This window comes from Pseudomonas sp. Teo4 (genome assembly GCF_034387475.1).
Taxonomy (GTDB): domain Bacteria; phylum Pseudomonadota; class Gammaproteobacteria; order Pseudomonadales; family Pseudomonadaceae; genus Aquipseudomonas.
The window spans coordinates 2,730,904-2,756,584 of sequence record NZ_JAXCIL010000001.1; the positions used below are offsets into that span (position 1 = coordinate 2,730,904).

Consider the following 25,681-nt stretch of genomic DNA (forward strand, 5'->3'; position numbering starts at 1 on the left):
CATGACCTTGATGACACCCACGCGCTTGCTGCTGGCCAGCCTGACCCTGGCCTGTGCGGGCAGCGCAACTGCCGGCCAGAGCCTGGAGCAGGTTCGCTATGCCCTGTTCAAGGACCCCAGTGCCGATGTGAGCGCCGACCTGCGCGAACTGGCCCGGCGCGGCGACCTGGCCAGCACGCTGCTGCTGGGTGATGTGCTGGCCAGCCGCGACGATGTCAGCCGCCAGGAGGTGGTTGCGCTGTACCACACCGCTTTCGCCGATGGCCAAGGCATGATCCCGGCACTGGCGTCTCTGGCCCGCCTGATCGACCGCACACCGAGCCTGCGCGAAGCACAGCGCCCTTGGCTCGAACAGGCGCTGACCCGTTACCCGAGCACGCTCGACCCGCGTAACGCCAGCACTACCCTGGAGGTGTTCCTCACCTACCCGGAGCTGGTCAGTGCCGATCAGGCCTCGGAGCTGCTGGGCCTGTACGAGCGCTCCTGCCTGCTCAACTGCCGCCCGCAGTTGTACCGCGCGGTGCTTGCCGAACGCCAGGGTGATCGCGCTGCAGCCGAGCGCTGGTACCGCGAGGCAGCACGTTTCGACGTGCGCGCCATCGACCGCTATTACGCCTTCCTCGGCGAACGGCAAGACCAACTGTTCCCGACCTTCGCCACCACGCTTGAACCGCAGCGCGCCCAGTTGCCGGTCGAGATCGTGCACCGTATCGCCTCACTGCTGGACAACATTGCCAGCGTGCAGCGCGCCGAGCAGGAAGCGGACCGCTTCGAGCAACAAAGCCGCGCGCCCGGCACCGTGCCCGCGCCCCCCACGCCGGAGCAGCAAGCCCGCGAAAAGGCCCAGGCCGACGCCCTGGCGGCCGCCACCGCGCAGGTTCAGCGCTGGCGTGACGATGCCGTGGCCCGTGGCTTTGTGCCGGCCATGGTGTCCAAGGCCAACTTCATGATCTCCAACCCCACCGAGCACAACGCCGAAGAAACCCAGGCGCTGATCGACCAGGTCCGCCAGCGCGAGCCGATGCGCGCCAAGGCGCTGCAGGCCTCGTTCTACATGGTCAACAACTGGCTGACCCTGGACCCGGACAAGGCCCGCGGCCTGATCGAAGAACTGCGCACCAGCCAGTACCCAGGTGCCGGCCTGCTGCTGGCCGAGTACTACAGCAAGGGCGTGGAAGACCAGCCCGATCAGGAAAAGGCCCTGGCGCTGTTCCAGGAAGAAGCGACCAAGGGCTCCACCGCCGCCTGGTACCGCATGGCCACGCTGCATGCCTATGGCCGCGCCATCTGCCATGACCCGGTCAAGGCCTACACCTACGCCCGGGTCGCATTGGACCTTGGCGAGCGCGGTGCGCGCAGCCTGGTCCGCCGCCTGGAAAAGACACTACCCAAGGATGACATCGAGCGTGCCCTGGCCGCACGCAACGATCTGTTGAAGGAGGCAACGCTGTGAAAGCACACCATTCCTTGTTCGGCGCCCTGCTGGCCCTGGCCCCTTTGCCAGTGGCCCTGGCCGCCGAAGAAATCACCGGCCCCGAAGCCGACAGCAATGAGCCGGTCCGTGTGGCCGCAGCCGATGGCAGCGAGCCGGTGATCACCTCGGAGTTTTTCAACAAGCTCACCGTGCAGACCGGCTACGGCCCTGAAGACTCGCAGGTCGGCAGCGACCGCGAAATGTTCTACAGCCTGCGCTACGAGCCATCGTTTGCCTGGTACTCGCCTGAAAAGCGCTGGGCCAAGTGGATGGTCTACGGCCGCCTGTGGCTCAACTACGACACCAGCCAGTCGAGCAACCTGACCAACGAGTCGACCAACAGCAGCGAGCGCGAGCAGCCCGAGGGCTGGTACGCCGAGCTGCGCGAGCTGTACGTCAAACGCAACCTGATCGGCGACGACCCGCGTTTTTCCGCCTCCCTTGGCCGCCAGCGCTTTTACGACGACTACGGCATCTGGTGGGACGACAGCCTCGAATCGCTGCGCTTCAACTACCAGGACACCTTCTCCGACGCGTTCATCGCCGTTGGCCAGAAGTTCCACAACTACAACACCGACGTGAACAGCCTGGCCGATAGCGAATCGCGCACCACCTACGTGATGGGCCAGTACGCCTACCGCTGGAGCCAGAACAACCAGGCCGGTGTGCGCCTGATGCACGAGAACGACCACAGCGGCCATGACGCGGACGACCGCTACGACTTCAAGGGCCTGCGCTACGGGCTGTTCTTCAAGGGCGACAACCTGGGCCTGCCGGTGCTCAGCGACTACCACCTGGAGCTGGCCGCACTGGACGGCAAGATGGACAACACCGATGGCAACGGGGTGACCACCACCGGCCACGACAGCAAGGGCTGGGCTGCCCTTGGCGAGCTGGGCAAGCGTTTCGACACGCTGCCCTGGACCCCGCGCCTTGCGCTGCGTGGCGGCCTCACCGACAAACCGAGCGACGAAAACGACGGCTTCCGCCTCAACGCCATCCAGTCCGACCGCATCACCCGCAGCGGCTCCTACAGCACACGCCTGACCAGCTCGTTCGTCGCCCTCGACCTGCGCAACCTCAGCTACTACGGCATCGCCGTGGAGACCCGGCCCACCCCACGCAGCGCCCTGGACCTGCGCGTGACCCAACTGAACCTGCGCGACGAGGACGGCACCCTGCCGATTCGCATGAACGGCGACCAGCGCGCCGAACGCAACCGGGCGATCACCCAGGGCAGCAATGGCAACGGTCGCAATGTCGGGCAGATGGTCGACCTCAATTACTACTGGAAGATGTTTCCGCTGGCACTCGACGGCAAGCACCTGGATGTCAACGCGCTGGTCAGCGCCAGTTACCTCAATGCCGGCAGCGCATTGGCAACCGGCGACGACTACCAGCTGAGCGTCGGCGTGGTCATCAGTTACTAAGGACGGGCAGCGCCATGATCTTCGCCTCCAACGTGTTCCTGTTTCTCTACCTGCCGCTGTTTTTGGCCGTGTACTTCCTGGCCAAGGCGCAGTGGCGCTCGACGGTGATCGTCGCCGCCAGCTACATCTTCTACGCCTGGTGGCGCCCGGACTTCCTGTTGTTGTTCGTGGGCATCACCTACTGGAACTACTGGTTCGGCCTGCGCATCAAGGCCCGCCTTGACGCTGGCGACAAACGTTGGGCGCTGCGCCTGCTGTGGATCGGGGTGGCGGGCAACCTGTCGACCCTGGGCTACTTCAAGTACGCCAACTTCGGTGCCGAAGTACTGGCCATGCTGTTGGCGCCGCTGGGCATCAACACCTGGACCCTGGAGAACATCTTCCTGCCCCTGGGCATTTCGTTCTACGTGTTCCACGCCTTGAGCTACATCGTCGACATCTACCGCAAGGACGCCACGCCGACACGCAACTTCATCGACTTCGCCGCCTTCGTCGCACTGTTCCCGCATCTGGTGGCCGGGCCGATTTTGCGCTACAGCCAGCTGGCGCCGCAGCTGCGCGAACGCACCCATTCGTTGGAGCTGTTCTCGCTGGGCGTGTGCCGCTTCATGCTCGGCTTCGTCATGAAGGTGCTGATCGCCGACCGCCTGGCGCCGATCAACGTGCTGTTCGTCAGCGAGGGCACCCTGCAGTTCAGCGACGCCTGGTTCGGCCTGGTGGTCTCGACCCTGCAGCTGTATTTCGACTTCGCCGGCTACAGCCACATGGCCTTGGGCCTGGCATTGATGATGGGCTTCCGCTTCCCGGAAAACTTCAACCAGCCTTATGTGTCGCAGAGCATCACCGAATTCTGGTCGCGCTGGCACATGACCTTGGCGCACTTCCTGCGCGACTACGTGTACATGCCGCTGGTGCGCAAGCGCGTGGCCGGTGCCCTGCCCGCGCTGGTCTGGACCATGCTGCTGTCGGGCCTGTGGCACGGCGCAAGCTTCGCCTTCATCTGCTGGGGGCTGTTCTTCGGCGTGGGCATGGTGCTGGAGCGCAAGTTCAACCTGGCGACCAAGGTCACCACCCCCTACCACCTGGGCCGCAACCTGCGCACCGGCTTGCTGATCGTGTTGAGCATGCCGCTGTTCTTCACCATGGACCTGCGCCACAGCATCGACATCTACCAGGCGCTGTTCGGCTTCAACGGTTTCGGCTCACTGGAGCTGTACGTGCTCGGCGCCTCGAAAATGGCCATGGCTTTCGCTCTGGTGGCCATCGCTTGGCTGGTGCTGGCCGGCATCAACAATGTGCGTTTCTACGCCGGCAACAAAGAGGGCTACTTCATGCGCCATGTCGGCGTGCTGCACAGCGTGCTGCTGTGGGGCGGCTTCCTGCTGGCGCTGAGCAGCCTGGCGGCCAACTCGTTCTCGCCCTTCTTGTATTTCCAGTTCTAGGAGACGGCCATGTACCCGGTGATGAATTCGGCCAGCAAGGCCAATGGCATTCTGTTTGCGCTGGTGTTGGGGGCGATGTTCGTCTATTCGTTGCCACCGGTGTTCAGCTTTGCCCGCACCCAGAGCGATGTGTGGAACCTGTTCGTCGACGGCAAGCTGCTGCGCAAGTTCGAGCAGGTGTACGACAAGCGTTTCTTCCTGCGTGACCCGTCGGTGGAGCTGTGGGCCGACGCCCAGTTCCACCTGTTCGGCGAAGGCACCAAGGGCGTGGTGCTGGGCAAGGATGGCTGGCTCTACACCAACCAGGAATACCGCGTGCCCAATGACCTGGACGCCAACCTGGCCAGCCAGGTCGAGCAGATCGCCCAGGTGCAGGCGAAGCTGGCCGAGCACGGCAAACAATTGGTGGTGCTGCCACTGCCGATGAAGCTGGACGTCTATGCCGCCCACGCCGCGCATGCCTTCGACCCCAGGGTGGCCAGCCTGTATGACCGCTTCGTGGGCGAACTGCAAAGCCGCCAGCTGGACGTGGTCCCGCTGCGCAGCGCGTTTCTCGCCAACCTCAACGGCCCGCAGTTGTTCTTGAAATCCGACACCCACTGGAGCCCGGAAGGCGCACGCTTATCGGCTTACGAACTTGCCCGGCAACGGCCGCAGCTGTTGGGCGACCAGGTGTACCAATCACACAAGGCGGGCGAGAAAAGCATCAAGGGCGACCTAATGAACTACATCCAGTTCGACCACGCCCGGCTGGCGCCGCAGTTCGGTCCGAACCCGATCGCCTTGTATGAAACCCTCAAGGCCCAGCAGAGCAGCGATGACCTGTTCGCCGAGCAAGACCAGAGCCTGCTGTTGGTGGGTACCAGCTACAGCAAGATCGACGACTGGAACTTCATCGGCTTTCTCAAGGAAGCCCTGAACCGCGACTTGCTGAGCATTGCCGTGGAAGCCCGCGGCCCGTTCGAAGCCATGAACCAGTTCCTGGCCAGCGACCAGTTGACCAGCCCGCAGATCGAGACGGTGGTGTGGGAGTTTCCCCTGCGCACCGTGCTTGCCCACCGCCCCGGCTCGCTTAGCCGCAGCGCGCAGCCCCAGCATTTCTGAAGAATCAAGGAGAACCTGATGAAACTTGCCCACCTGTTTACCGCCATGGCCCTGGCCGCCGCCAGCCACGCCAGCTTCGCCGCCGAAGGCAACGCCGACCTGTACGACGCTGTGGCGCCGGCCGACTCCGCATTCGTGCGGGTGCTGAACCTGTCCGACAGCAGCATCGACGTCACCCTTAGCGGCAAGGTCAACCCGCAGAAGGTCGCCGCCGGCCAGCTCAGTGGTTACCGCTTCACCCCGGCTGGGGCACACAAGATCGCCGTCGGCGGCAAGGCCATCGAACCCCAGCTCAAGGCCAACGCCGCCAGCACCGTGGTCTACGACGGCAAGCAACTGACGCTGATCGCCGACAAGTACGTGAACGAACCGAAAAAGGCGCAGATCGCCTTCTACAACCTCACCCCGGCCCAGGCGGCGCTGAAGACCGAAGACGGCAAGCACGTGGTGGTCGACCCGTTGGCCAACGGCCAGACCGGCAGCCGCATGGTCAACGAAATCAAGATCGGTTTCGCCGCTTACGTGGCCGAGCAGAAAGTGGCCGAGTTCGACGACCAGTTCCTCAAGAAAGGCCGCTCGTACAGCTACGTGCTGCTGCCCCAGGGCACCGGTTACCGCAGCATGACCCTGGCCAACAGCATCGACCCGACCGAGTGACAGCCACGCTGCAAGGATGATTGGCACATGAAGACCTTAGTAAGCGTGTCCCTGAGCGCAGCCCTGGCCCTGTTGAGCCTGCCAGGCCAGGCTGCCCAGCAGGCCGCTGAGCAAAACGCCAAGGCTGGCTGTGAAAACCTGCAGTGCATGGTCTGCCCAGCACTCAGCGACCCGCAGCGTTATACCGAGGGGCGCATGAAGTTGATGCGCGAAATCGTGCCCGGCAAGGACCGCTGGCTGTTCCGCTCGGCCGTGGACCTGACCAACGACTTCGGCATCCCCGCCCCCATGCGCCCGGAGTTCGCCCGGCTGATGCAGGCGTTCAAGCGCCAGGGCATCCATGTGGCCATGGCGATCCAGCCGACCCGGGGCCTGATGCACCGGGACAAACTGCAGGCCGACCAATTGCACGGCTTCGACTACGCCCGCGCCAGCAACAACCTCAGCGCCTACCTCGGCCAGTTGCGCCAGGGCGGCGCGGTGGTGGCGCCGATGATGCAGCTGGTACAGCAACCGCCCCAGGGCGAGTACTTCTTCCGCCGCGACCACCACTGGACCCCGGCAGGCGCAGAAGCCACCGCCAAACTGATGGCCGAAGAAATCCGCCGCCAGCCGTTCTATGCCGAACTGACCAAAAAGCAGTACCGCACCGAGCCAGGTGTGATGGTGCCCAAGGACGGCACCTTGAACCTGGCCCTGAGCTACATCTGCGGCAACAACTATGGTTTCCAGTACGTGCGTGGTTTCCAGACCATCCCGGCGGACAACGGCGCCGATGCACTGTTCGACGAAGCGCCGGACCCGGAGGTGATCCTGGTGGGCGACAGTAACGCCGCCGCCCGTGAAGACGAGAGCAAGCAGTTCAACTTCGACGGCTACCTCAAGCAGTACCTGGACGTCGACGTGCTGAACTACGCCCTGCCCGGTGTCGGCGAGGACGGCTCGTTGCTGGAGTACCTGCTGTCGACTGACTACAAGCCCAAGGCGCCGCCCAAGCTGATCGTCTGGGAATTGCCGGCCAACTACCGGCTCGATTCACCGTTGATGTATCGCCAGCTGGTGCCGGCGGTTCAGGGCGGCTGCTCGGCGTCGAAGGAGGTGTTGGGCTCGAAGCTGCAACGCCCGGCGCTGAAGGTTGGCGAGCGTATCGAGCTGTTGAGTAATGCCGGCAGTGCGCGCCAGTCGTTGAGCGGGTCGAACGGGTTTCTCGACATTCGCCTGAGCGACAAGAACATCAAGGACTTCTACATCATCGTCTATTACGACAACGGCGCCCGCGACAAGGTGTGGTTCCGCCGCGAGGCGGCCGTGAGCGGTGGGCAGTATTACCTGGAGCTGAGCAAGGCCAAGGAGTTTGCCGGTGCCAACCTGCTGTCGGTGTTCATGGAGCCGACCAAGGCGGGTACTGCAACCACTGATGTGGAGACGCGCCTGTGCCTGTGACGACGCTGATCGGCCCCGCTCTGCTCACCCTTGCCCTGCTCGCCCCGGCAGCACAGGCCGCCCAATCGATCTGGCCGGCCCACGCCACACCCCAGGCCGCGATGATCGCCGACTACCACACCCTGGCCTGCAGTAAGGAACCACCACCGCCCTACACCGGCTCCCTGCAGTTGCAAAGCAAGTACGACCAGCGCGACGCCAGCAAGTCGACCCTGCGCAGCAGCCCCGACGCGGACAGCGAACGCATCGGCAAGCAGGTCAAGCAGTTCGTCGGCGGGTTGATCTACGCCAGCAAGCGCTTCCAGCGTGCCAAGAAGCCGCAGGACGCCAACATGGCCCTGGCCTGCCAGGACCAGTGGCTGCAGCACTGGGCGCAAGCCGGAGCCCTGCTCAACCCCGATGCCAGCAGCACCGGCATGGCCGCCCGCAAGTGGGCACTGGCTGCCATGGCCGGCGCCGTGCTGCTGACCCAATCGGCCAGCGACGGCAAGCTGCTGCTCAACGACACCCAGAAAGCCTGGTTCACTCGGCTCGGCGAACTGGTGATGCGCGAGTACGACCCTCGTCGCGACGCCCCCGGCGTGTACTTCAACAACCACGACTACTGGGCCGCCTGGGCCGTGGCCGCCACCGGCATGCTGGTGGGGCGCGACGACTTCATCCGGTGGGCCGACGGCAACCTGCGCCGTGGCCTGGCCCAGGCGGTGCGCAGCAGCGACGGCAGCTATGCCTACCTGCCGCTGGAAGTGGCGCGCGCCAAACTGGCCGCCAGCTACAGCCAGTACGCTCTGGTGCCGCTGGTGCTGCTGGCCGAGTCGGCGCGGGCCAATGGCCTGCCATGGAGCGACGGCGACCAGCAGACCCTCGACCTGCTGGCCAATTTCGCCGCCCGCAGCGTACTCGACCCGGACGCCCTGCCAGAGCTCAAAGGCCAGTCGCAACAAGACGTGGCGCCTTACAAGCTGGCCTGGCTGATCCCCTTCCTGCAGCGCAACCCAGGCCACGTCCTGGCGCGCAAGCTGTACGACAGCGAAGACGGCGAGGTCGACAACTACAGCCAGCTTGGCGGCCCACTCAAACCGTTCTACCCCCCACTGCCCGGATCAAGGACCTGACCATGGCTCGCCTCAAACGCTTTTCCCTGACTTGCCTGGCGGCACTGTGCCTGGCGGGTAACGCCCAGGCGGCCAGCCAGTCGCTGCCCACCAACCAGGCGGTGGATACGCTTTCGCAGCAAGAGCACCAGCACAAGGTCGACCAGCTGCGCCAGCAGGTGCGCCAGGCGGTAGCTTTCAACCAGACCGAGCGGCAACGCCCCGGTGGCCGCGCAAGTGTGAGCCTGCAACCGATGTTCTCGTCCCAGGCCGGCAGTTGGCCGTTCGAGCCCTTCGTAAACAATGGCCTGTTCCGCGCCATCGCCGGTTATCAGTCACGCCACCCGCAGGTGGTGACGCTGCGCAGCGGCAGCATCACCCTCGCGCAGCTGCACGATGCGCTCAACGACCCCCGCGTGCTCAAGCGTTACAAAGACGGCTACCTGCTCAGCTATCCCCTGCTGATCGGCCCGGATGCAGGCCTGGTGCTGGAGGGCACCAGCCTGTACCTGTCCAGTTTCTCGGGCACGGCATTGATCAACCAGGGCTGGCTGGGGCTGAACCAGTCGAACCTGGAGAGCATGGCCGGCGACCAGCCGGGCAACACCGACCGCGCCTGGCGGCCGTTCGTGGTGGCCTGGGCCGGCAGCCACACCCAGGTGCTGCATTCCACCCTCAAGCGCCTGGGCTACAACGCCAACCTGTCCCGCGGGCTGACCACCGCCCTCAGCCCGCAACAAGCTGCCTCGACCCGGCGGGCCACTGTAGTGATCAAGGACAGTCAGTTCAGCGATATGTCCAGCGCGGTGGAGCTGCAGCACAGCCAGGCGACCATCACCGGCAGCCAGTTCGAGCAGTCCCAGCAATACGCCATCGACGTGCGCGACAGCCAGCTGAACCTGCAAGGCAACCAGGTGCGCGGCGTCGACAACAACAGTGGCCTGCGCCTGCGTGGTCAAACCCAGGCCCGGGTCGAGGGCAACCTGATTCTCGGTACGGCAAAAGCGGCCATCGAAGTCAGTGAACAACAAGGCCCGGTGCTGCTGGCCGGCAACCGCATGGGCGACAGCCGCGGCAATGGCATCCAACTGCGTAACCTCGCCCCCACCGCCACCGCACCGCTGGTGATCGACGACAACCTGCTCGCCAGCAGCCAGGGCACTGCCGTGGATGCCAGCGAAGTCAGTGGTGTGGCACTGCTCGACAACCGTATCGGCAACACGCCGGAATATGCCATCAGCCTGCGCAATGCAACGCCACTGCCCGGGCCGTTGCTGGTCAGCGGCAATCGCCTGGGCCAGGTCGGCAAGGCACTGGTGCGGGTCGAGGGGGTGCGGGATGTGGTGTTGGGGGGCAATACCTATGATGGCAAGCCACTGCTGCAGAACTTGCTGATTGGTGACTTGCTGCCGTTGCAGGGACAATTGCTGGAGGCGACGGTTCGCCAGGGCGGGACGGTTCGGGTGCGGCAGTGATTGGGAATGGCGTCGGGGCTGTTGGATGCTTGGCGCGAGCAGTGCAGCGCCTGTCAGATCGAGCGCCGCCCGCGCGGCGCATCGCGAGCAAGGCTCGCTCCTACGTTTGTTTCGGGCCAATGATTCCTGCGGGAAATGCGCGCGAACGCTTTGGCGCACGACTCCATATCGCGTCGTGAAAACAAGGCGGTCGCGCGCGTCTGCCACAGGCGATATTGGCCGTAAACAAACGTAGGAGCGAGCCTTGCTCGCGATGCGCCGCGCGGGCGGCGCTCGATTTACGCATCACCTCAATACTCAAGTCAGGCCCTCTGTTCCGAATTCCAGGAAGGCCTTTCTAGGTGACCTTACCGGCCTCACCCCACTTCACGCTGCATCCGCACAAAACACTCATCCTCCCCCATCTCGACAAACCCATGGCGCAAATACAACTGCCGCGCCGGGTTGCTCTTGAACACCATCAACCGCAACAACGGCAGTCGCCGCCGCGCCGCCCATTCGGCCAATTCCTCCAGCACTTCACCGCCGACACCCCGCCCCCGGTACTCGGGCAACAGGTGCAGCTCACGAATGAACAGCGCCTGACGGTCCTGGCTCAGGCTGCAGAAACCCAGCACCTGTTCCCCTTCGACCACCAGCCATTGCTCGCGCCAGCCCCAGGCTTCGTCGAAGGCTTCTTCAATCCACAGCAGGTCGAATTCGCGGTAATAGGGGAGCATGGCCCGACGGGTCAGGTCGCGGGCGAAGGTGCAGTGTGCATCGGTAGCGGGTACGAGTTTCATGGCTTTTATTCTGCGCGTTTCAAGGGGCATAGCACACGGGGGAACTGCCCGGCCCACGTCGTTCAAGCTCATCCTCAAGCCATTGAGCCAACACCTGGGCATTGTTCTGCGCCGTGTTCTTGCCGGCGTACAGCAACGTGAGGTTGCCTTTGGCCGCCAGGTCCAGCAGCGGGTACCAATGTTCAGGATGCGCCGCCAACTCCTGCTGGTAGCGCTGGGTGAAACCGGCAAAATCCAGCTCGCCCTGGTGGAATGCCTTGCGCAGTTCATCCGAGGGTGCCACCTCACGCAACCAGCTGGCCTGGAGGTCATCCTTGCGTTTGTTGCGCGGCCACAGGCGGTCGACCAACACGCGCTGGCCATCTTGCGCCTCAACCTCGTCGTAGACGCGCTTGCAGCGAATCATGGGGTTCTCCTGCATTGACCGTTCGTCTTGAGCCTAGTGAATTCATTGACCGAGGTCACGGTGTGGTCACGGATTGTTTCTATCCTCAGTGGCCACGGCAACTTCGCCCGAAGCCATTCGGAGCCATCATGGCAACCCCGTCACTGGCCAGCCAGCAGCGGCTGGCCCAACCTGACTCACGCCCGCAACTGTCGCACAAACCCGGGCGCGCCACCCTTACCCTGTTTTTCGGCCTGCTGCTGGCCGGTATCGCCTACACCGCCTGGAGCCTCAAGCAAGACGTCAGCGCCAGCGGCACGGTCATCACCACGGTTACCCCCTTTCTGTTGTTGGGCCTGGCGTTGTTGATCGCCCTGGGCTTCGAATTCGTCAACGGTTTCCACGACACCGCCAATGCCGTGGCGACAGTGATCTACACCCACTCGTTGCCAGCGCCCGTAGCGGTGGTCTGGTCCGGGCTGTGCAACTTCCTCGGCGTGCTGCTTTCCAGCGGCGCGGTGGCATTCGGCATCATCGCGTTGTTACCGGTGGAGCTGATTCTGCAGGTGGGCTCGTCGGCGGGCTTCGCCATGGTGTTCGCTTTGTTGCTCGCGGCGATCATCTGGAACCTCGGCACCTGGTGGCTGGGTTTGCCCGCGTCGTCCTCACACACCTTGATTGGCTCGATCATCGGCGTGGGCGTGGCCAATGCGCTGATGCACGGGCGTGACGGCACCAGCGGAGTGGACTGGTCCCAGGCCAGCAAGGTCGGCTACGCCCTGCTCTTCTCCCCTCTGATCGGCTTCGCCTGCGCAGCGCTGTTGTTGCTCGCCTTGCGGGCACTGGTCAAACGACGTGAGCTCTACCAGGCACCCGAGGGCAAGACACCACCGCCATGGTGGATTCGCGGGGTGCTGATCCTGACCTGCACTGGGGTGTCCTTCGCCCACGGCTCCAACGACGGCCAGAAAGGCATGGGGCTGATCATGCTGATTCTGGTCGGCACACTGCCTATGGCCTATGCCCTGAACAAGACCATGCCCAGCGAACAGGCCCTGCAGTTTTCCGCCATTGCAGAGGTGACCCGTCAGGCATTGGTGAGCAGCGACCCGCGACCTGCACCCGCCGACCCGCGCCAGGTACTGACCGCCTTCATCGCCGAACCCAAGGCCAACCCACAACTCGTGCCGGCCCTGGCCGAACTGACCGGGATGATCGGTGCAGAGGTCAAAGGTTACGGCTCGCTCAAGCGCGTCCCGGCCGAGGCCATGGCCAACGTGCGCAACGACATGTACCTGACCAGCGAAGCCATTCGCCTGCTCGACAAACACCAGCTGGCAGCGTTCGATGACGACACCCGCAGCCATGTGCAGCTGTTCAAGACCCAACTGGACGATGCCACCCGCTACATCCCGCTGTGGGTCAAGGTGGCCGTCGCCATCGCTCTGGGTTTGGGCACCATGGTGGGCTGGCGGCGAATCGTGGTGACGGTGGGCGAGAAGATCGGCAAGACCCACCTGAGCTATGCCCAGGGCGCCTCGGCGGAAGTGGTTGCGATGTGCACGATAGGCGCGGCGGACATGTTCGGGCTGCCGGTTTCGACCACCCATGTGCTGAGTTCGGGTGTGGCCGGCACCATGGTCGCCAATGGCTCAGGCATCCAGAAACGCACCCTGATAAACCTGCTGATGGCCTGGGTGCTGACCCTGCCGGCAGCCATGGTGCTGGCAGGGTCGCTGTACTGGTTGCTGAACCAGGTCTTCTAGGTCGCTCAGGCCGGAATCTTCAAACCACGCTGCACGGCTGGCCGTTCCAGGAAGACGGCCAGCACGCGCTGCACTTCCTTGAAGTCATCGAAACCAATCAACTCGCGTGCGTTGTAACGCTCCACCAGGTTGCGTACCCAAGGGAAAATGGCGATATCGGCGATGCTGTAATCGTCCACCATCCACTGCCGCCCTTTCAGGTGCCGATCCAGCACGCCCAGCAGGCGCTTCGACTCGTTGACGTAACGGTCGCGCGGGCGCTTGTCTTCGTATTCCTTGCCGGCAAAGAAATGGAAGAACCCCACCTGGCCGAACATCGGGCCGATGCCGCCCATCTGGAACATCAACCATTGCAAGGTCTGGTAGCGGGTGGCCGGGTCGTGGCTGAGCAGTTGGCCGCTCTTTTCCGCCAGGTATTGCAGGATCGCCCCCGATTCGAACAACGGCAGCGGCTGGCCGCCGGGGCCGTTCGGGTCGAGAATCGCAGGAATCTTGTTGTTGGCGCTCAGGGAGATGAACGCCGGGGTGAGCTGGTCGTTGCTGTCGAAACTGACTTTGTGCGCCTCGTACGGCAGGCCGATCTCTTCCAGCATGATCGATACCTTGACGCCGTTGGGTGTCGGCAACGAGTACAGCTGCAGCCGCTCGGGGTGTTGCGCGGGCCATTTATGGGTGATGGGAAATGCGCTCAGATCAGTCATGGTCGGTCCCTGGGTACAGTGAAGTGAACACTCTAGGGACAGCGTCGGACTTTGACCATAAAAAGTGGCGCGGCAGCAGGCCGCGCCGGGTTTGCCCTCAGAAACGGGGCGCGACCGCCTCGTCGGCATGGGAGATGATGACCTCCACGCGGCGATTCAGCTGGCGGGACTGCGCATCGGCATTGCTCGCTACCGGGTATTGCTTGCCATAACCGGCCACGACCACACGATCGGCGGCAATGCCCTGGCGGCGCAGGGCGTTGGCCACCGCTGCCGCACGCTGCTCAGACAACTGCTGGTTGAACGCCGCACTGCCGGTGGCGTCGGTAAAGCCCTCCACCAGCACTTTGCGCTCTGGGTTGTCCTTCAGGTACTGAGCCAGTTGCTGGATATTGCGCTGGCTGCCGTGGCGCAGCTCGGCGCGGCCGACATCGAACAATACGTCGCCAAAGGTCACGACCATGCCACGCTCGGTCTGCTTGGCCTTGAGTGCCTGCAATGCCTTGAGCTGAGCGGTACGCACCTCCAGGCGCGCAAGGTTGCGCTGCGCCTCTATGCTTTGCAGGCCAACCTGAGCCTGGCGCAAGAGAATGGTCTGCTGGGCCAGCTCGATCCGACGATTGGCCAGGTAGGCCAGATGCTCCACATCGTCCCCTGTACGACTCTTGAGCGAAGCCTGCTCGGCTTTGCCCAGGGCCGTGGCGGCTTCCTGGGTTTCCAATGCGGCAAGACGGCTTGCCTCAGGTTTGCCTTGCAATACGGTATAGGCCTCCCGTGCTTCAAGCAGCGCTGGGTTTTCCGGGGTGGTGCCACACCCGGAGATCAGGGCGGCCAACATCGAAAGGGCTGGCAGAACGTACATCTTGGTCATGATCGGCTCCTTCAGCGGGCAGATTGGGTGGGTACGGCGTCCGGCGCTTCAAGCAGTTCCTGCCTGAGTACCTCGATGCCTTTGCGCGCATCTTCGAGCTGTTCCTGCGTCTTGCTGGCCAACGCCTTGCGCTCGGCCAGGCGAGCGTCAGCCTCGGATTGCTCGGCCAACAGACGCGCCTTGCCGACGTTCAGCTCGCCCAGTGCACGTTCCATGGTGTTGAGCTTGTCCTGGGCGGCCCGCATCTCGACCGGGGCATACTGGGTGGCATCGGCAGACACCGCACGGTTGACCGCGTTGCGGGTCAACTCGACCTGTTCGCTGGGAATTATCACGCTGGAGCACCCACCTAGAACCAGCAACAAACTTGCAAGGGTGAGCGTTGTAGGGATGGATCTGGCACGCATGGAACATCTCCGAAAATGCGTTCACGAACCTTCAGGCTCGCCGTACAAGCAGTGGCCTGGAGGGGTTGGCATCAGGGGGAAGAGATCCGCGATGTTCACAGCCTGCGTGATGGAGCAAGCGACGCTCGCAACCAGCAGAGAATAGAAATAAACATCTCGGAAAGCCTGAAGCAGAAGCGCGGCCAGACTATTCCGAGAGTTGAAGGAATCCCTATCAGGGTCGTTGAACAGGGCTTGTAGGAGTTTTCAGTAGGGTAGGTTCAGACCAGAGGAACGTTACCCCTACAGGGTGCCATGCGCCTTGAGCTTGAGCTTCTCGGTATCGACGCGCACGAACACCGAGTCCGCCGTGACGGTTAGTACTTCACCTGCCCAGACCTCACAGATCACCCGACTCTTGCGCCCCACCTCGCCTTCCACCCGCGCCTTGAGCAACAACTCGACGCCCATTGGCGTCGGCTTCAGGTAGGTGAGGTTGAGCGTGCCGGTGACGCAGTCGATGCGCGGCAAGCTGCCCGGCTCACGCCCTTCGGCGCGGTAGTGATAGGCCATGGCGGTCCAGTTGGAATGGCAGTCGACCAGCATGGCCAGCAGGCCACCGTAGACCAGGCCGGGCCAGCCGATGAACGTGCTGTCGGGCGAATGCCGGCATACCAGGTGAACGCCATCAGCGTCCCAATGGCTTTGCACGTGCAGGCCGCTGGGGTGGGAACAGCCGCAGCCAAAGCAGGTGCCGTCCGGCGCGGCCAGCATCTGCAGGGAAAGAGCTTGATCGTTCATACGCTTCCTGTGCTTGTTGGAATGGGAAGGGATGTCAGCCCCGATGGTAGCGCCGGGCGTTGCCAGCGCCAACGAGAAAGGGGCGCCATGCGCCCCTTGATGATTCACTGCTCGATCAGGCTGTCTGCGCAACCACGTTGCTGCGACGCTGGGTCAGCGACACCAGCAGAATGAACAGAGTCACCCCAGCTGTCATCAGCGTCTCGTAGCGGTAGGCATCACTGAACAGCATGTAACCCAGCACCATGACGATGGTGCCGATCACCAGCCAGGTCAGCCACGGGAACAACCACATCTTCAGCTCCAGCGGGCGGCCTTCGCGTTCGGCACGGGCACGCATGCGCAGTTGCGAAACGGCGATCACCAGGTACACCAGCAAGGCGATGGCGCCCGTGGTGGACAACAGGAAACCGAACACCTTGCCGGGGAACACATAGTTGACGAAGCAACCAGCGAAGCCCGCCAAGGTCGAGAGGATGACCGCCACGGTCGGCACGCCAGCGCCGGAGATACGTTTGGTCATGCTCAGCGCCTGGCCACGGGCACCCAGGGAGTACAGCATCCGCGACGCGGTGTAGAGGCCAGAGTTCATGCAGCTGGTCACGGCCACCAACACCACCAGGTCGACCAGCAACTTGGCGCCGGGCACGTTGAGCACTTCCAGCACGCGCTGGAACGAGCCCACCGCTTTCAGGGCCGGGTCGTTCCATGCCACCAGCGACACCACCAGGAAGATCGACGCCAGGTAGAAGATCGCGATGCGGTACACCACCAGGTTGGTGGCGCGGCGGATCTTGTCTTTCGGGTTGGCCGTCTCGTCAGCAGCAATGGTGACGATCTCGGCACCGAAGAACGAGAAGATGGTGATCAGCACACCACCGAGCACGGTGCCGAAGCCGTTGGGCATGAAGCCGCCGTTGTCCCACAACCGGCTCACACCAGACACCTCGGCCAACGGCCAGAAGCCGAACACCGCCAGGCTGCAGACCACGATGAAGGCAATGATGGCAAGCACCTTGACCAGCGCGAACCAGTATTCGAAGGCACCGAAGTTCTTCACGCTGATCAGGTTGGTGCCCGACAGCACGACCATGATCAGGAACGCGAACAACCATGACGGCACGGCCGGGAAGTAGGCGTGGAGAATATCCGCACCGGCGATGGCCTCGACCGGGATGATCAGCACCCAGAACCACCAGTACAACCAGCCGATGGTGAAGCCCGCCCAAGGGCCGATGGCCTCGGAGGCGTAGGTGGAGAACGAGCCGCTGTTGGGGTTGGCGATGGCCATTTCGCCCAACATGCGCATCACCAGCAGTACCAGCAGGCCGGTCATGGCGTAGGAGATGAGAATCGCCGGGCCAGCGGTGGCGATGGCGTTGGAGGAACCGATGAACAGGCCAGCGCCGATGATGCCGGCAATGGAAATCATGGACACCTGACGGGAAGTCAGGCCGTGCTGCAAGGAACGCTGTTTGTTGTTGTGTAGCGAAGCCATGGAGAACCCTCGAATGGGTCGGCCGCCGCAGGGACGGCTGAAAGTTGGAGCAGAATTCTTGTAAGTCCGTAGTGCTGTTTTTCTTGTTGTGAAGACGCCGGTAGCGGGTATTTCCCTCCTCTTCGCACGACCGGTTGTAATCGTTGATCCAGGTCAGTATTAATCTATAGGCGTGGGTCAACAAACGACCTTTTTGAAGCACATGATTCCACTTTGGAATGAACTCCTCACTTTTTTGCTCGGTATGCGCCCGCCATGTCCAAACGCCTGATGCCCTCCACCACCGCCTTGCAGTGCTTTGAAGCGGCTGCCCGGCACCTGAGCTTCACCCGTGCGGCGCAGGAACTGCACCTGACCCAGAGCGCCGTCAGCAAGCAGGTGGCGCAGCTCGAGGACATGCTTTCGCATTCGCTGTTCCAGCGCATTCGCCGACGCCTGCACCTGACCCCGGCCGGCGCGCTGTACCTCACCGAAGTGAACAAGATCCTCACCCAGATCGACATCTCCAGCCGTTACATCCTCAGCTACGGCGACGAGACCGAAGTGCTGCGCATCGCCACCCAGCCGACCTTCGGTGCCCGTTGGCTGGTGCCCAGGCTCAAGGGCTTCGGTGACCGCTACCCGCGCATCCACCTGGACATCCGCAACGAACTGGAACCTTTCGACCTGGTGCAGGCCAAGGCCGACATTGCGTTCTTCTTCGGCCAAGGCACCTGGCCGGGCGCAACCTGCATCGAACTGTTCAGCGAGGAAGTGGTGCCGGTGTGCGCACCGCAATTGCTGGAAAGGCACCGCTTCGACAGCGCCGAGGCGTTGACCGAGCACCGCCTGCTGCAGTGCGCATCGCGCCCGGAGGCTTGGCACGAGTGGTTTCTGGGGCTTGGGCTGCACAGCCAGAACAGCTACCACGGGCCGCGCTTCGACACGTTCTACCTGTGTATCCGGGCCGCCATCGCTGGCTGTGGCATTGCCCTGATTCCCAGGTATCTGGTGGCCGAGGAACTGGGTGAAGGCAAGCTGGTGGTGGCCTGGGACCACCCGGTGCCGAGCAATGGCCGACACTTCATCGCCCATGCCGAGCATGCTGCGGAGGTGCCCAAGATCAGGGCCTTCGTGCAGTGGATTCGTGAGCGAGTGGCGCAAGGGGATTGAGGGTGCCAGTGCCGGCCCTTTCGCGGGTAAACCCGCTCCCACAGGTACTGCACAGAGCCTGAATCCAACGGTGAACCTGTGGGAGCGGGTTTACCCGCGAAAGGGCCAATTCATGAATCTGAGGAATGACCGCAATCCAATAATTCGTTTGCGGAATAATACCTTTGCACGCTTGGATAATAAGAAACTCGAACAAAGGTTTGCGTGCCCATGCATCAGGAAAGTATCAGCCAATCCATTGCCATCGTTCACCCGATCACACTTTCCCATGGCCGCAATGCCGAAGTTTGGGACACTGACGGCAAACGTTATATCGACTTCGTCGGCGGTATCGGCGTGCTCAACCTGGGCCATTGCAACCCGGCAGTGGTCAAGGCGATCCAGGACCAGGCCACACGCCTCACCCACTACGCGTTCAACGCCGCGCCCCATGGCCCGTACCTGGGCCTGATGGAGCGCCTGAGCCAGTTCGTGCCGGTCAGCTACCCCTTGGCCGGCATGCTCACCAACAGCGGTGCGGAGGCTGCCGAAAACGCCCTCAAGGTTGCCCGTGGCGCAACCGGCAAACGCGCCGTCATCGCCTTCGACGGCGGCTTCCACGGCCGCACCCTGGCAACCCTGAACCTCAACGGTAAAGTCGCCCCGTACAAGCAACGGGTGGGCGAGTTGCCTGGCCCGGTCTATCACCTGCCCTACCCCAGCGCCGACACCGGCGTCACCTGTGAGCAGGCACTCAAGGCCATGGACCGCCTGTTCAGTGTCGAACTGGCGGTGGAAGACGTGGCGGCATTCATATTCGAACCGGTTCAGGGCGAAGGCGGCTTCCTCGCCCTAGACCCTGCATTCGCCCAGGCCCTGCGCAGGTTCTGCGACGAACGGGGGATTCTGATCATCATCGACGAGATTCAGTCAGGCTTTGGCCGCACCGGCCAGCGCTTCGCCTTCCCACGCTTGGGGATAGAGCCAGACCTGTTGCTGCTGGCCAAGAGCATCGCCGGCGGCATGCCACTGGGCGCGGTGGTCGGGCGTCAGGAACTGATGGCGGCCTTGCCCAAGGGTGGCCTGGGCGGTACCTACTCCGGCAACCCGATCGCCTGCGCGGCGGCACTGGCCAGTCTGGAGCAGATGACCGACGAAAATGTCGCCACCTGGGGCGAGCGGCAGGAACAAGCTATCGTCCGCCGCTTTGAACAGTGGAAGGCCACAGGCTTGAGTGCGTACATCGGCCGACTGACCGGCGTGGGCGCGATGCGTGGGATCGAATTCGTTAACAGCGATGGCAGCCCGGCACCAGCCCAACTGGCGAAGGTCATGGAAGCAGCACGGGCCAAAGGCCTGCTGCTGATGCCCAGCGGCAAAGCGCGGCACATCATCCGCCTGCTGGCACCGCTGACCATCGAGGCCGACGTGCTCGAGGAAGGGCTGGATATCCTCGAGCAGTGCCTGGCGGAACTGGGCTGAGGCTTACAGGCCCAGTTCAGCAGGCGTCAACATGTCGGATTCGAAGGCAATCCAGCCGCCTTCGAGTTCGGCATGGCCGTTGACGATCGGGCCGTAGTAGGTCAGGCCGTTTTCCAGGGTCACGCAAATGTGCGTGGCCGATTTTTCCGGTGCCGCGAGCGTACCGACGAAATGCACCTTCTTCAGCGTTTCGGTCACTGCCTCAAGGCCAACACGCATGTTGGCGTTTTCCGATGCCTCGACATCGCCTCCGCGATCTTCGGCGCTGATGGTGATGGTGGCGGTGTACGGGTACTTGTTGCTCAAGCGGGGTTACCTCGGTTGATGGATGTAGGCAGGCGCGTAGAGTACGGCAGCCGTTACCGGTTGTCTCTACTGGCCTTATCGCCGGCAAGCCGGCTCCCACATGGGCTGCGCAGATTTTGAGATCACTGCCGTACCTGTGGGAGCCGGCTTGCCGGCGATGAGGCCGGGCCTGCAAAAGGTGATCTGACTGCCCTGATCTGTTAGGGTGCCCGCCGATACACGCCACACCACACGAGGATTTAGCGTGAGCGCCGAACAACCCCTGATCGCCGACCTGTTCGAGGTCGACAAACGCCTGACCCTCAAGCCCGTCGTGGACTTCAACAACTACCTGCGCAATGCCTTCGGCGAAGGCCCGTGCCGCTGCTACCGCTGCGCCGAGGGTAGCGACCCGAGCACCTACAGCCACGCGCACACCTTCACCCTCGAAGGCCGTCAACTGCACCGCCGCTTCGCCAGCACCGCTGGCAGTGACGTGCTGCAAGTGCTGAAAAAGGCCTGGTTGTCCTACACCAAGGCCGACCTGACCCCAATCGGTGTGCTGGACCTGACCACGCTCAAGACCTTCACCGAGCCAAGCCTGCACGAACGCCTGCTGGCCCTGCTGCCTGCCAGCGGCCTGGCCCGTGAAGTGGATGGCCAGTGGATGCTGCAAGCCCAGGCCGACTGACGGCCCGGCGGTAAAGCAGGATTCTTCCGGTCTGCTACCTTGGGAGAATCCGCTCATCCGCAGGTAGTCCGTCATGGCCCGTACAACGCCCATCGAGCTGTACCGCAATATCGGCATCGTCGCCCACGTGGATGCCGGCAAGACCACCACCACGGAACGCATCCTGTTCTACACCGGGGTCAACCACAAGATGGGCGAGGTGCATGACGGCGCCGCCACCATGGACTGGATGGCCCAGGAGCAGGAGCGCGGCATCACCATCACCTCGGCCGCCACCACCGCCTTCTGGCAGGGTTCGACCAAGCAGTTCGCCCACAAGTACCGCTTCAACATCATCGACACCCCCGGCCACGTCGACTTCACCATCGAGGTGGAGCGTTCGTTGCGCGTGCTCGATGGTGCGGTGGTGGTGTTCAGCGGCGCCGATGGGGTCGAGCCACAATCCGAGACGGTGTGGCGCCAGGCCAACAAGTACCACGTGCCGCGCCTGGCCTACATCAACAAGATGGACCGCCAGGGCGCCGACTTCCTGCGCGTGGTCAAACAGATCGACCAGCGCCTGGGCCACCACCCGGTGCCCATCCAGCTGGCGATTGGCAGCGAGGAAAACTTCGTTGGGCAGATCGACCTGGTGAAGATGAAGGCCATCTACTGGAACGACACCGACCAGGGCACCAGCTACCGCGAAGAAGACATCCCCGCAGAGCTCCAAGCGCTGGCGGATGAATGGCGTGCGCACATGATCGAAGCGGCGGCCGAAGCCAATGACGAACTGACCATGAAGTTTCTCGAAGGCGAAGAGCTGACCACCGACGAAATCAAGGCAGCGCTGCGCCAACGCACCATCGCCAACGAGATCGTACCGACCATCCTCGGTTCATCGTTCAAGAACAAAGGCGTGCCGCTGATGCTCGACGCGGTCATCGACTACCTGCCCGCCCCCTCGGAAATCCCGGCGATCAGGGGCACCGACCCGGATGACGAAGAGAAGCACCTGGAGCGCCATGCCGACGACAACGAACCGTTCTCGGCCCTGGCGTTCAAGATCGCCACTGACCCGTTCGTTGGCACCCTGACCTTCGCCCGGGTGTATTCCGGCGTGCTCAGCTCCGGCAATGCGGTGCTCAACTCGGTCAAGGGCAAGAAAGAACGGATCGGCCGCATGGTGCAGATGCACGCCAACCAGCGCGCCGAGATCAAGGACGTCTGCGCCGGCGACATCGCCGCGCTGATCGGCATGAAGGACGTCACCACCGGCGACACCCTGTGCGACATGGACAAGCCGATCATCCTCGAGCGCATGGACTTCCCCGACCCGGTGATTTCGGTGGCCGTCGAGCCGAAAACCAAGGCCGACCAGGAAAAGATGGGCATCGCCCTTGGCAAGCTGGCCCAGGAAGACCCCTCATTCCGGGTGAAAACCGACGAGGAAACGGGCCAGACCATCATCTCCGGCATGGGTGAACTGCACCTGGACATCATCGTCGACCGCATGCGCCGCGAGTTCAACGTCGAGGCCAACATCGGCAAGCCGCAGGTGGCCTACCGCGAGAAAATCCGCAACACCTGCGAAATCGAAGGCCGCTTCGTGCGTCAGTCTGGCGGGCGTGGCCAGTACGGTCACTGCTGGATCCGCTTCGCCCCTGGTGACGAGGGCAAGGAAGGCCTGGAGTTCGTCAACGAGATCGTCGGCGGCGTGGTACCACGCGAATACATTCCGGCCATCCAGAAAGGCATCGAAGAGCAGATGAAGAACGGCGTTCTGGCCGGGTACCCGCTGATCAACCTCAAGGCCGCAGTGTTTGACGGTTCCTATCACGACGTCGACTCCAACGAGATGGCCTACAAGATCGCCGCCTCCATGGCCACCAAGCAGCTGTCGCAGAAAGGCGGCGCGGTGCTGCTGGAGCCGGTGATGAAAGTCGAGGTGGTCACACCCGAGGAGTACCAGGGTGACATTCTGGGCGACTTGAGCCGACGCCGCGGGATGATTCAGGATGGCGACGAGACGCCTGCAGGCAAGGTGATCCGGGCCGAGGTGCCACTGGGCGAGATGTTCGGCTATGCCACGTCGATGCGCTCGATGACCCAGGGGCGGGCCAGTTTCTCGATGGAGTTCACCAAGTATGCCGAGGCTCCGGCGAGCATTGCCGATGGCATTGTGAAGAAGAGTCGCGGGGAATAGCCCGGCTGCTATGAACCTAAGCTATTGCATTCGCGGGTAAACCCGCTCCCACAGGCACAGCGCTGGCCTCAAGGGCAGTGGCGCAACTGTGGGAGCGGGTTTACCCGCGAATGCGTTCGTTAGGCAATAGCCTCATTCAAGGCTGCTCACCGGCCCGCTTCAGCAGCTTCTTGCAGCGCTCGGAAAGATGCACCACGCGCAATTGCTTGCCCGCCTTGGCATAGCGCTCGCGCAAGGTCTTCAACGCCGCAACCGCCGAGTAGTCAACAAAGCTCAGGTGCTGGCAATCCAAGGTCACCTTGGCCGGGTCATTGGCCGGGTCGAACTGGTTGAGAAACGGCGTGGTCGAGGCGAAGAACAACGTGCCGTGCACCTGGTAACGCTTGCCGCCCTCGCCATCGTCATGGCTGTCGGCATACAGCTCCCGCGCATGCTGCCAGGCAAAATTGACCGCCGCGATGACGATGCCGAACAGCACCGCCGTGGCCAGGTCGGTAAACACGGTGACCACCGTCACCGCGATGATGGCCAGCACATCGCTCACCGGTACCTTGTTCAGCACACGCAAGGACGCCCAGGCGAAGGTCTGCTGGGCCACCACGAACATCACCCCGACCAGCGCCGCCAACGGAATCCGCTCGATCAGGGGTGACAGGAACAGCACGAACAACAGAATCATCACGCCGGCCACCACACCGGACAAACGACCACGGCCATTGGAACTCAGGTTGATCACGGTCTGCCCGATCATCGCGCAGCCGCCCATGCCACCGCACAGGCCAGACACCATGTTGGCAGCGCCCAGCGCCACACATTCGCGGTCCGGGAAACCACGGCTCTCGGTGATTTCATCGGTCAGGTTGAGGGTGAGCAAGGTTTCCAGCAGGCCGACCATGGCCATCAGCAGGGCGTAGGGGGCGATGATCTTGAGCGTTTCAAGGTTCCACGGCACATCCGGCAAGGCGAGCTGCGGCAGCCCACCGGCAATGTGCGCCATATCGCCGAGAGTGCGGGTTGGCAGATCCAGCAGGTACACCAGCAAACCAACGCCAAGGATGGCGACCAGTGCAGGGGGAACAGCACGCGTCAGCTTGGGCAATACGTAAACCACCAGCATGGTCAACGCCACCAGCCCGACCATAAGGTACAGCGGCGAGCCACTGAGCCATTGCTCGCCCTGCTTGAAGTGCTCCAGTTGCGCCAGGGCAATGACGATCGCCAGACCGTTCACAAAGCCCAGCATGACCGGGTACGGCACCAGGCGCACCAGTTTGCCCAGGCGCAACACCCCGAACAGGATCATCACCACCCCGCCCAGCAGCACAGTGGCCAGCAGGTACTGCACACCGTGCTGCACCACCAAAGCGACGATCACCACCGCCATGGAGCCTGCGGCGCCGGAGATCATGCCGGGACGACCACCGAACAAGGCAGTCAGGGTGCAGATGATGAATGCGCCATACAGACCCATGAGCGGGTTTAGATGAGCCACCAGGGCAAAGGCGATGCATTCGGGCACCAAAGCAAACGAGGTGGTGAGGCCGGCAAGCACATCGGCGCGAAGTCGTGCGGGTTTCATAAAAATCCTGTGGGGTTCCCCGAGGGGGCGATGCAGAAAACAAGGGCCGCGATGTTACGGAATTTGCCCTGCAGCAGCCACCACTGCGCATATCCTGTGACCCAGACCCGGCACAATCCGAACAAATTTGCCATCATGATCATTCCACCCGCGGAGATCATGGACATGCCGCTACGCCCCCTCATCGCCTCCTTGCTGATGGCTGCCAGCCTCACCGCCCAGGCCGCCACCGAAGTGCTGCCGCTGCAGCATCGCAGCAGCGCCGAACTGCTACCCACCGCCCAGTCGTTTCTCGGCAGGGACGGCACCGTCAGCGCGTTCGAGAACAAGCTGATCGTCAATGCCAGCCCCGAGCGCATCAATGACCTGCGCTCGCTGCTGCAACAGCTGGACACGGCGCCCAAGCGCCTGCTCATCAGCGTCGACAACACCGACCACAACTTCCAGGACAACCGCGGCAACGCGCGCATCATCCAGTACGGCACCAGCAACCGTGACGGCGGCATGCAGCAAATCCAGGCCAGCGAAGGCAAGGCCGCGCTGATCCAGATTGGCCAGAGCATTCCGGTCACCAGCACCAGCACCGATGGTTATGGCGGCTTCCAGAGCAACACCGAATACCGCAATGTGACCCAAGGTTTCTACGTCACCCCGAGCCTGAGCGGCGACACGGTTCGTCTGCAAATCAGCACCAATAATGACCGCATCAGCCAGGAACGTGCCGATGTAGTGAAAGTGCAAAGTACCGACACGACGGTCACCGGAAAGCTCGGCGAGTGGATCACTGTGGCGGGTTTCAATCAGGACAGTCAGTCCGAGCGCAACCCGTCAACCCTCACCTACAGTACCCAGCGCGGGGAAAACATGACTTTGCGCGTCAAAGTCGACCTTCTTGACTGATCCCAGGCAAATCAAGGCCTCGACCAAAGGCCTTGAAACTGACCAGCAAGTCGCATTAGACCAAAGATGTAGTAAGTAGAAAAAAGCACTACAAAACATTTGACAGGCACTTTTTCCCA

General features: G+C 63.0%; 24 protein-coding genes. 14 read left to right on the forward strand and 10 right to left on the reverse strand.

Annotated elements, in window-relative coordinates; genetic code table 11:
* Nucleotide 1 precedes the first annotated feature (1 nt).
* Genes PspTeo4_RS12255 through PspTeo4_RS12290 form a run of 8 tightly spaced genes read left to right on the forward strand, consistent with a single transcriptional unit; the run spans nucleotide 2 to nucleotide 10,119 of the window.
* Complete coding sequence (locus tag PspTeo4_RS12255) at nucleotides 2–1,453, forward strand: sel1 repeat family protein (RefSeq protein WP_322364029.1); 1,452 nt, start codon at nucleotides 2–4, stop codon at nucleotides 1,451–1,453.
* Entirely contained in the window at nucleotides 1,450–2,904 is a 1,455-nt protein-coding gene (locus tag PspTeo4_RS12260) for an alginate export family protein (RefSeq protein WP_322364030.1), read from the forward strand. The genes PspTeo4_RS12255 and PspTeo4_RS12260 overlap by 4 nt, the downstream gene beginning before the upstream one ends.
* Before the next feature lie 14 nt (nucleotides 2,905–2,918).
* Nucleotides 2,919–4,346: an MBOAT family O-acyltransferase gene (locus PspTeo4_RS12265; RefSeq protein ID WP_322364031.1), complete on the forward strand. Its 1,428-nt coding sequence runs from the start codon at nucleotides 2,919–2,921 to the stop codon at nucleotides 4,344–4,346.
* 9 nt (nucleotides 4,347–4,355) lie between these two features.
* Nucleotides 4,356–5,450 (forward strand): alginate O-acetyltransferase, encoded by a 1,095-nt coding sequence (locus tag PspTeo4_RS12270; protein WP_322364032.1) that lies wholly within the window; start codon nucleotides 4,356–4,358, stop codon nucleotides 5,448–5,450.
* An 18-nt stretch (nucleotides 5,451–5,468) separates the two neighbouring features.
* Nucleotides 5,469–6,107, forward strand: a complete 639-nt coding sequence (locus PspTeo4_RS12275; protein WP_322364033.1) for an alginate O-acetyltransferase AlgF — start codon at nucleotides 5,469–5,471, stop codon at nucleotides 6,105–6,107.
* A gap of 27 nt (nucleotides 6,108–6,134) precedes the next feature.
* Nucleotides 6,135–7,550 carry an alginate O-acetyltransferase AlgX-related protein gene (locus tag PspTeo4_RS12280; RefSeq protein WP_322364034.1) on the forward strand — a complete coding sequence of 472 codons (1,416 nt, stop codon included), beginning with the start codon at nucleotides 6,135–6,137 and terminating at the stop codon, nucleotides 7,548–7,550.
* Entirely contained in the window at nucleotides 7,541–8,665 is a 1,125-nt protein-coding gene (locus PspTeo4_RS12285) for a polysaccharide lyase (RefSeq protein WP_322364035.1), read from the forward strand. Before PspTeo4_RS12280 ends, PspTeo4_RS12285 begins: the two co-directional genes overlap by 10 nt.
* A 2-nt stretch (nucleotides 8,666–8,667) precedes the next feature.
* Nucleotides 8,668–10,119 carry a right-handed parallel beta-helix repeat-containing protein gene (locus PspTeo4_RS12290; protein WP_322364036.1) on the forward strand — a complete coding sequence of 484 codons (1,452 nt, stop codon included), beginning with the start codon at nucleotides 8,668–8,670 and terminating at the stop codon, nucleotides 10,117–10,119.
* Nucleotides 10,120–10,475: 356 nt separating this feature from the next.
* On the opposite strand, the gene PspTeo4_RS12295 is transcribed toward PspTeo4_RS12290, so the two are convergent.
* The gene (locus PspTeo4_RS12295; RefSeq protein ID WP_322364037.1) at nucleotides 10,476–10,901 is read right to left on the reverse strand and encodes a GNAT family N-acetyltransferase; all 426 of its coding nucleotides are present in this window, start codon (nucleotides 10,899–10,901) and stop codon (nucleotides 10,476–10,478) included.
* 19 nt (nucleotides 10,902–10,920) lie between these two features.
* Nucleotides 10,921–11,307, reverse strand: a complete 387-nt coding sequence (locus tag PspTeo4_RS12300; protein ID WP_322364038.1) for a DUF488 domain-containing protein — start codon at nucleotides 11,305–11,307, stop codon at nucleotides 10,921–10,923.
* Between the two features lie 128 nt (nucleotides 11,308–11,435).
* On the opposite strand from PspTeo4_RS12300, the gene PspTeo4_RS12305 reads away from it, so the two are divergent.
* A complete protein-coding gene (locus PspTeo4_RS12305; RefSeq protein ID WP_322364039.1) occupies nucleotides 11,436–13,052 on the forward strand; it encodes an inorganic phosphate transporter in 1,617 nt (538 codons plus the stop codon).
* Between the two features lie 5 nt (nucleotides 13,053–13,057).
* On the opposite strand, the gene PspTeo4_RS12310 is transcribed toward PspTeo4_RS12305, so the two are convergent.
* The 5 genes from PspTeo4_RS12310 to PspTeo4_RS12330 all read right to left on the reverse strand — a co-directional run bounded on the left by PspTeo4_RS12310 (nucleotide 13,058) and on the right by PspTeo4_RS12330 (nucleotide 17,309).
* Nucleotides 13,058–13,753: a glutathione S-transferase N-terminal domain-containing protein gene (locus tag PspTeo4_RS12310; protein WP_322364040.1), complete on the reverse strand. Its 696-nt coding sequence runs from the start codon at nucleotides 13,751–13,753 to the stop codon at nucleotides 13,058–13,060.
* Between the two features lie 97 nt (nucleotides 13,754–13,850).
* Complete coding sequence (locus tag PspTeo4_RS12315; RefSeq protein WP_322364041.1) at nucleotides 13,851–14,624, reverse strand: OmpA family protein; 774 nt, start codon at nucleotides 14,622–14,624, stop codon at nucleotides 13,851–13,853.
* An 11-nt stretch (nucleotides 14,625–14,635) separates the two neighbouring features.
* Entirely contained in the window at nucleotides 14,636–15,031 is a 396-nt protein-coding gene (locus PspTeo4_RS12320) for a DUF4398 domain-containing protein (protein WP_322364042.1), read from the reverse strand.
* A gap of 282 nt (nucleotides 15,032–15,313) precedes the next feature.
* Nucleotides 15,314–15,811 (reverse strand): PaaI family thioesterase, encoded by a 498-nt coding sequence (locus tag PspTeo4_RS12325; RefSeq protein WP_322364043.1) that lies wholly within the window; start codon nucleotides 15,809–15,811, stop codon nucleotides 15,314–15,316.
* A gap of 115 nt (nucleotides 15,812–15,926) precedes the next feature.
* Entirely contained in the window at nucleotides 15,927–17,309 is a 1,383-nt protein-coding gene (locus PspTeo4_RS12330) for an amino acid permease (protein WP_322364044.1), read from the reverse strand.
* Between the two features lie 255 nt (nucleotides 17,310–17,564).
* Between PspTeo4_RS12330 and gcvA the strand changes: the two genes are divergently transcribed.
* Complete coding sequence (gene gcvA, locus PspTeo4_RS12335) at nucleotides 17,565–18,461, forward strand: transcriptional regulator GcvA (protein WP_322364045.1); 897 nt, start codon at nucleotides 17,565–17,567, stop codon at nucleotides 18,459–18,461.
* A gap of 210 nt (nucleotides 18,462–18,671) precedes the next feature.
* Complete coding sequence (locus PspTeo4_RS12340; RefSeq protein WP_322364046.1) at nucleotides 18,672–19,922, forward strand: aspartate aminotransferase family protein; 1,251 nt, start codon at nucleotides 18,672–18,674, stop codon at nucleotides 19,920–19,922.
* 3 nt (nucleotides 19,923–19,925) lie between these two features.
* Here PspTeo4_RS12340 and PspTeo4_RS12345 read toward each other — a convergent pair whose 3' ends face one another.
* A complete protein-coding gene (locus tag PspTeo4_RS12345; protein ID WP_322364047.1) occupies nucleotides 19,926–20,228 on the reverse strand; it encodes a hypothetical protein in 303 nt (100 codons plus the stop codon).
* 244 nt (nucleotides 20,229–20,472) lie between these two features.
* Between PspTeo4_RS12345 and PspTeo4_RS12350 the strand changes: the two genes are divergently transcribed.
* Nucleotides 20,473–20,898, forward strand: coding sequence for a hypothetical protein (locus PspTeo4_RS12350; RefSeq protein WP_322364048.1), 426 nt, complete (start codon nucleotides 20,473–20,475; stop codon nucleotides 20,896–20,898).
* 73 nt (nucleotides 20,899–20,971) lie between these two features.
* Nucleotides 20,972–23,083, forward strand: coding sequence for an elongation factor G (gene fusA / locus PspTeo4_RS12355; RefSeq protein ID WP_322364049.1), 2,112 nt, complete (start codon nucleotides 20,972–20,974; stop codon nucleotides 23,081–23,083).
* Nucleotides 23,084–23,219: 136 nt separating this feature from the next.
* Here fusA and PspTeo4_RS12360 read toward each other — a convergent pair whose 3' ends face one another.
* A complete protein-coding gene (locus PspTeo4_RS12360; protein ID WP_322364050.1) occupies nucleotides 23,220–24,662 on the reverse strand; it encodes a SulP family inorganic anion transporter in 1,443 nt (480 codons plus the stop codon).
* The gene (locus PspTeo4_RS12365) at nucleotides 24,659–24,829 is read right to left on the reverse strand and encodes a hypothetical protein (RefSeq protein WP_322364051.1); all 171 of its coding nucleotides are present in this window, start codon (nucleotides 24,827–24,829) and stop codon (nucleotides 24,659–24,661) included. The genes PspTeo4_RS12360 and PspTeo4_RS12365 overlap by 4 nt, the downstream gene beginning before the upstream one ends.
* Between PspTeo4_RS12365 and PspTeo4_RS12370 the strand changes: the two genes are divergently transcribed.
* Entirely contained in the window at nucleotides 24,828–25,562 is a 735-nt protein-coding gene (locus tag PspTeo4_RS12370) for a secretin N-terminal domain-containing protein (RefSeq protein WP_322364052.1), read from the forward strand. The genes PspTeo4_RS12365 and PspTeo4_RS12370 overlap by 2 nt on opposite strands.
* The last annotated feature ends 119 nt before the right edge of the window (nucleotides 25,563–25,681 follow it).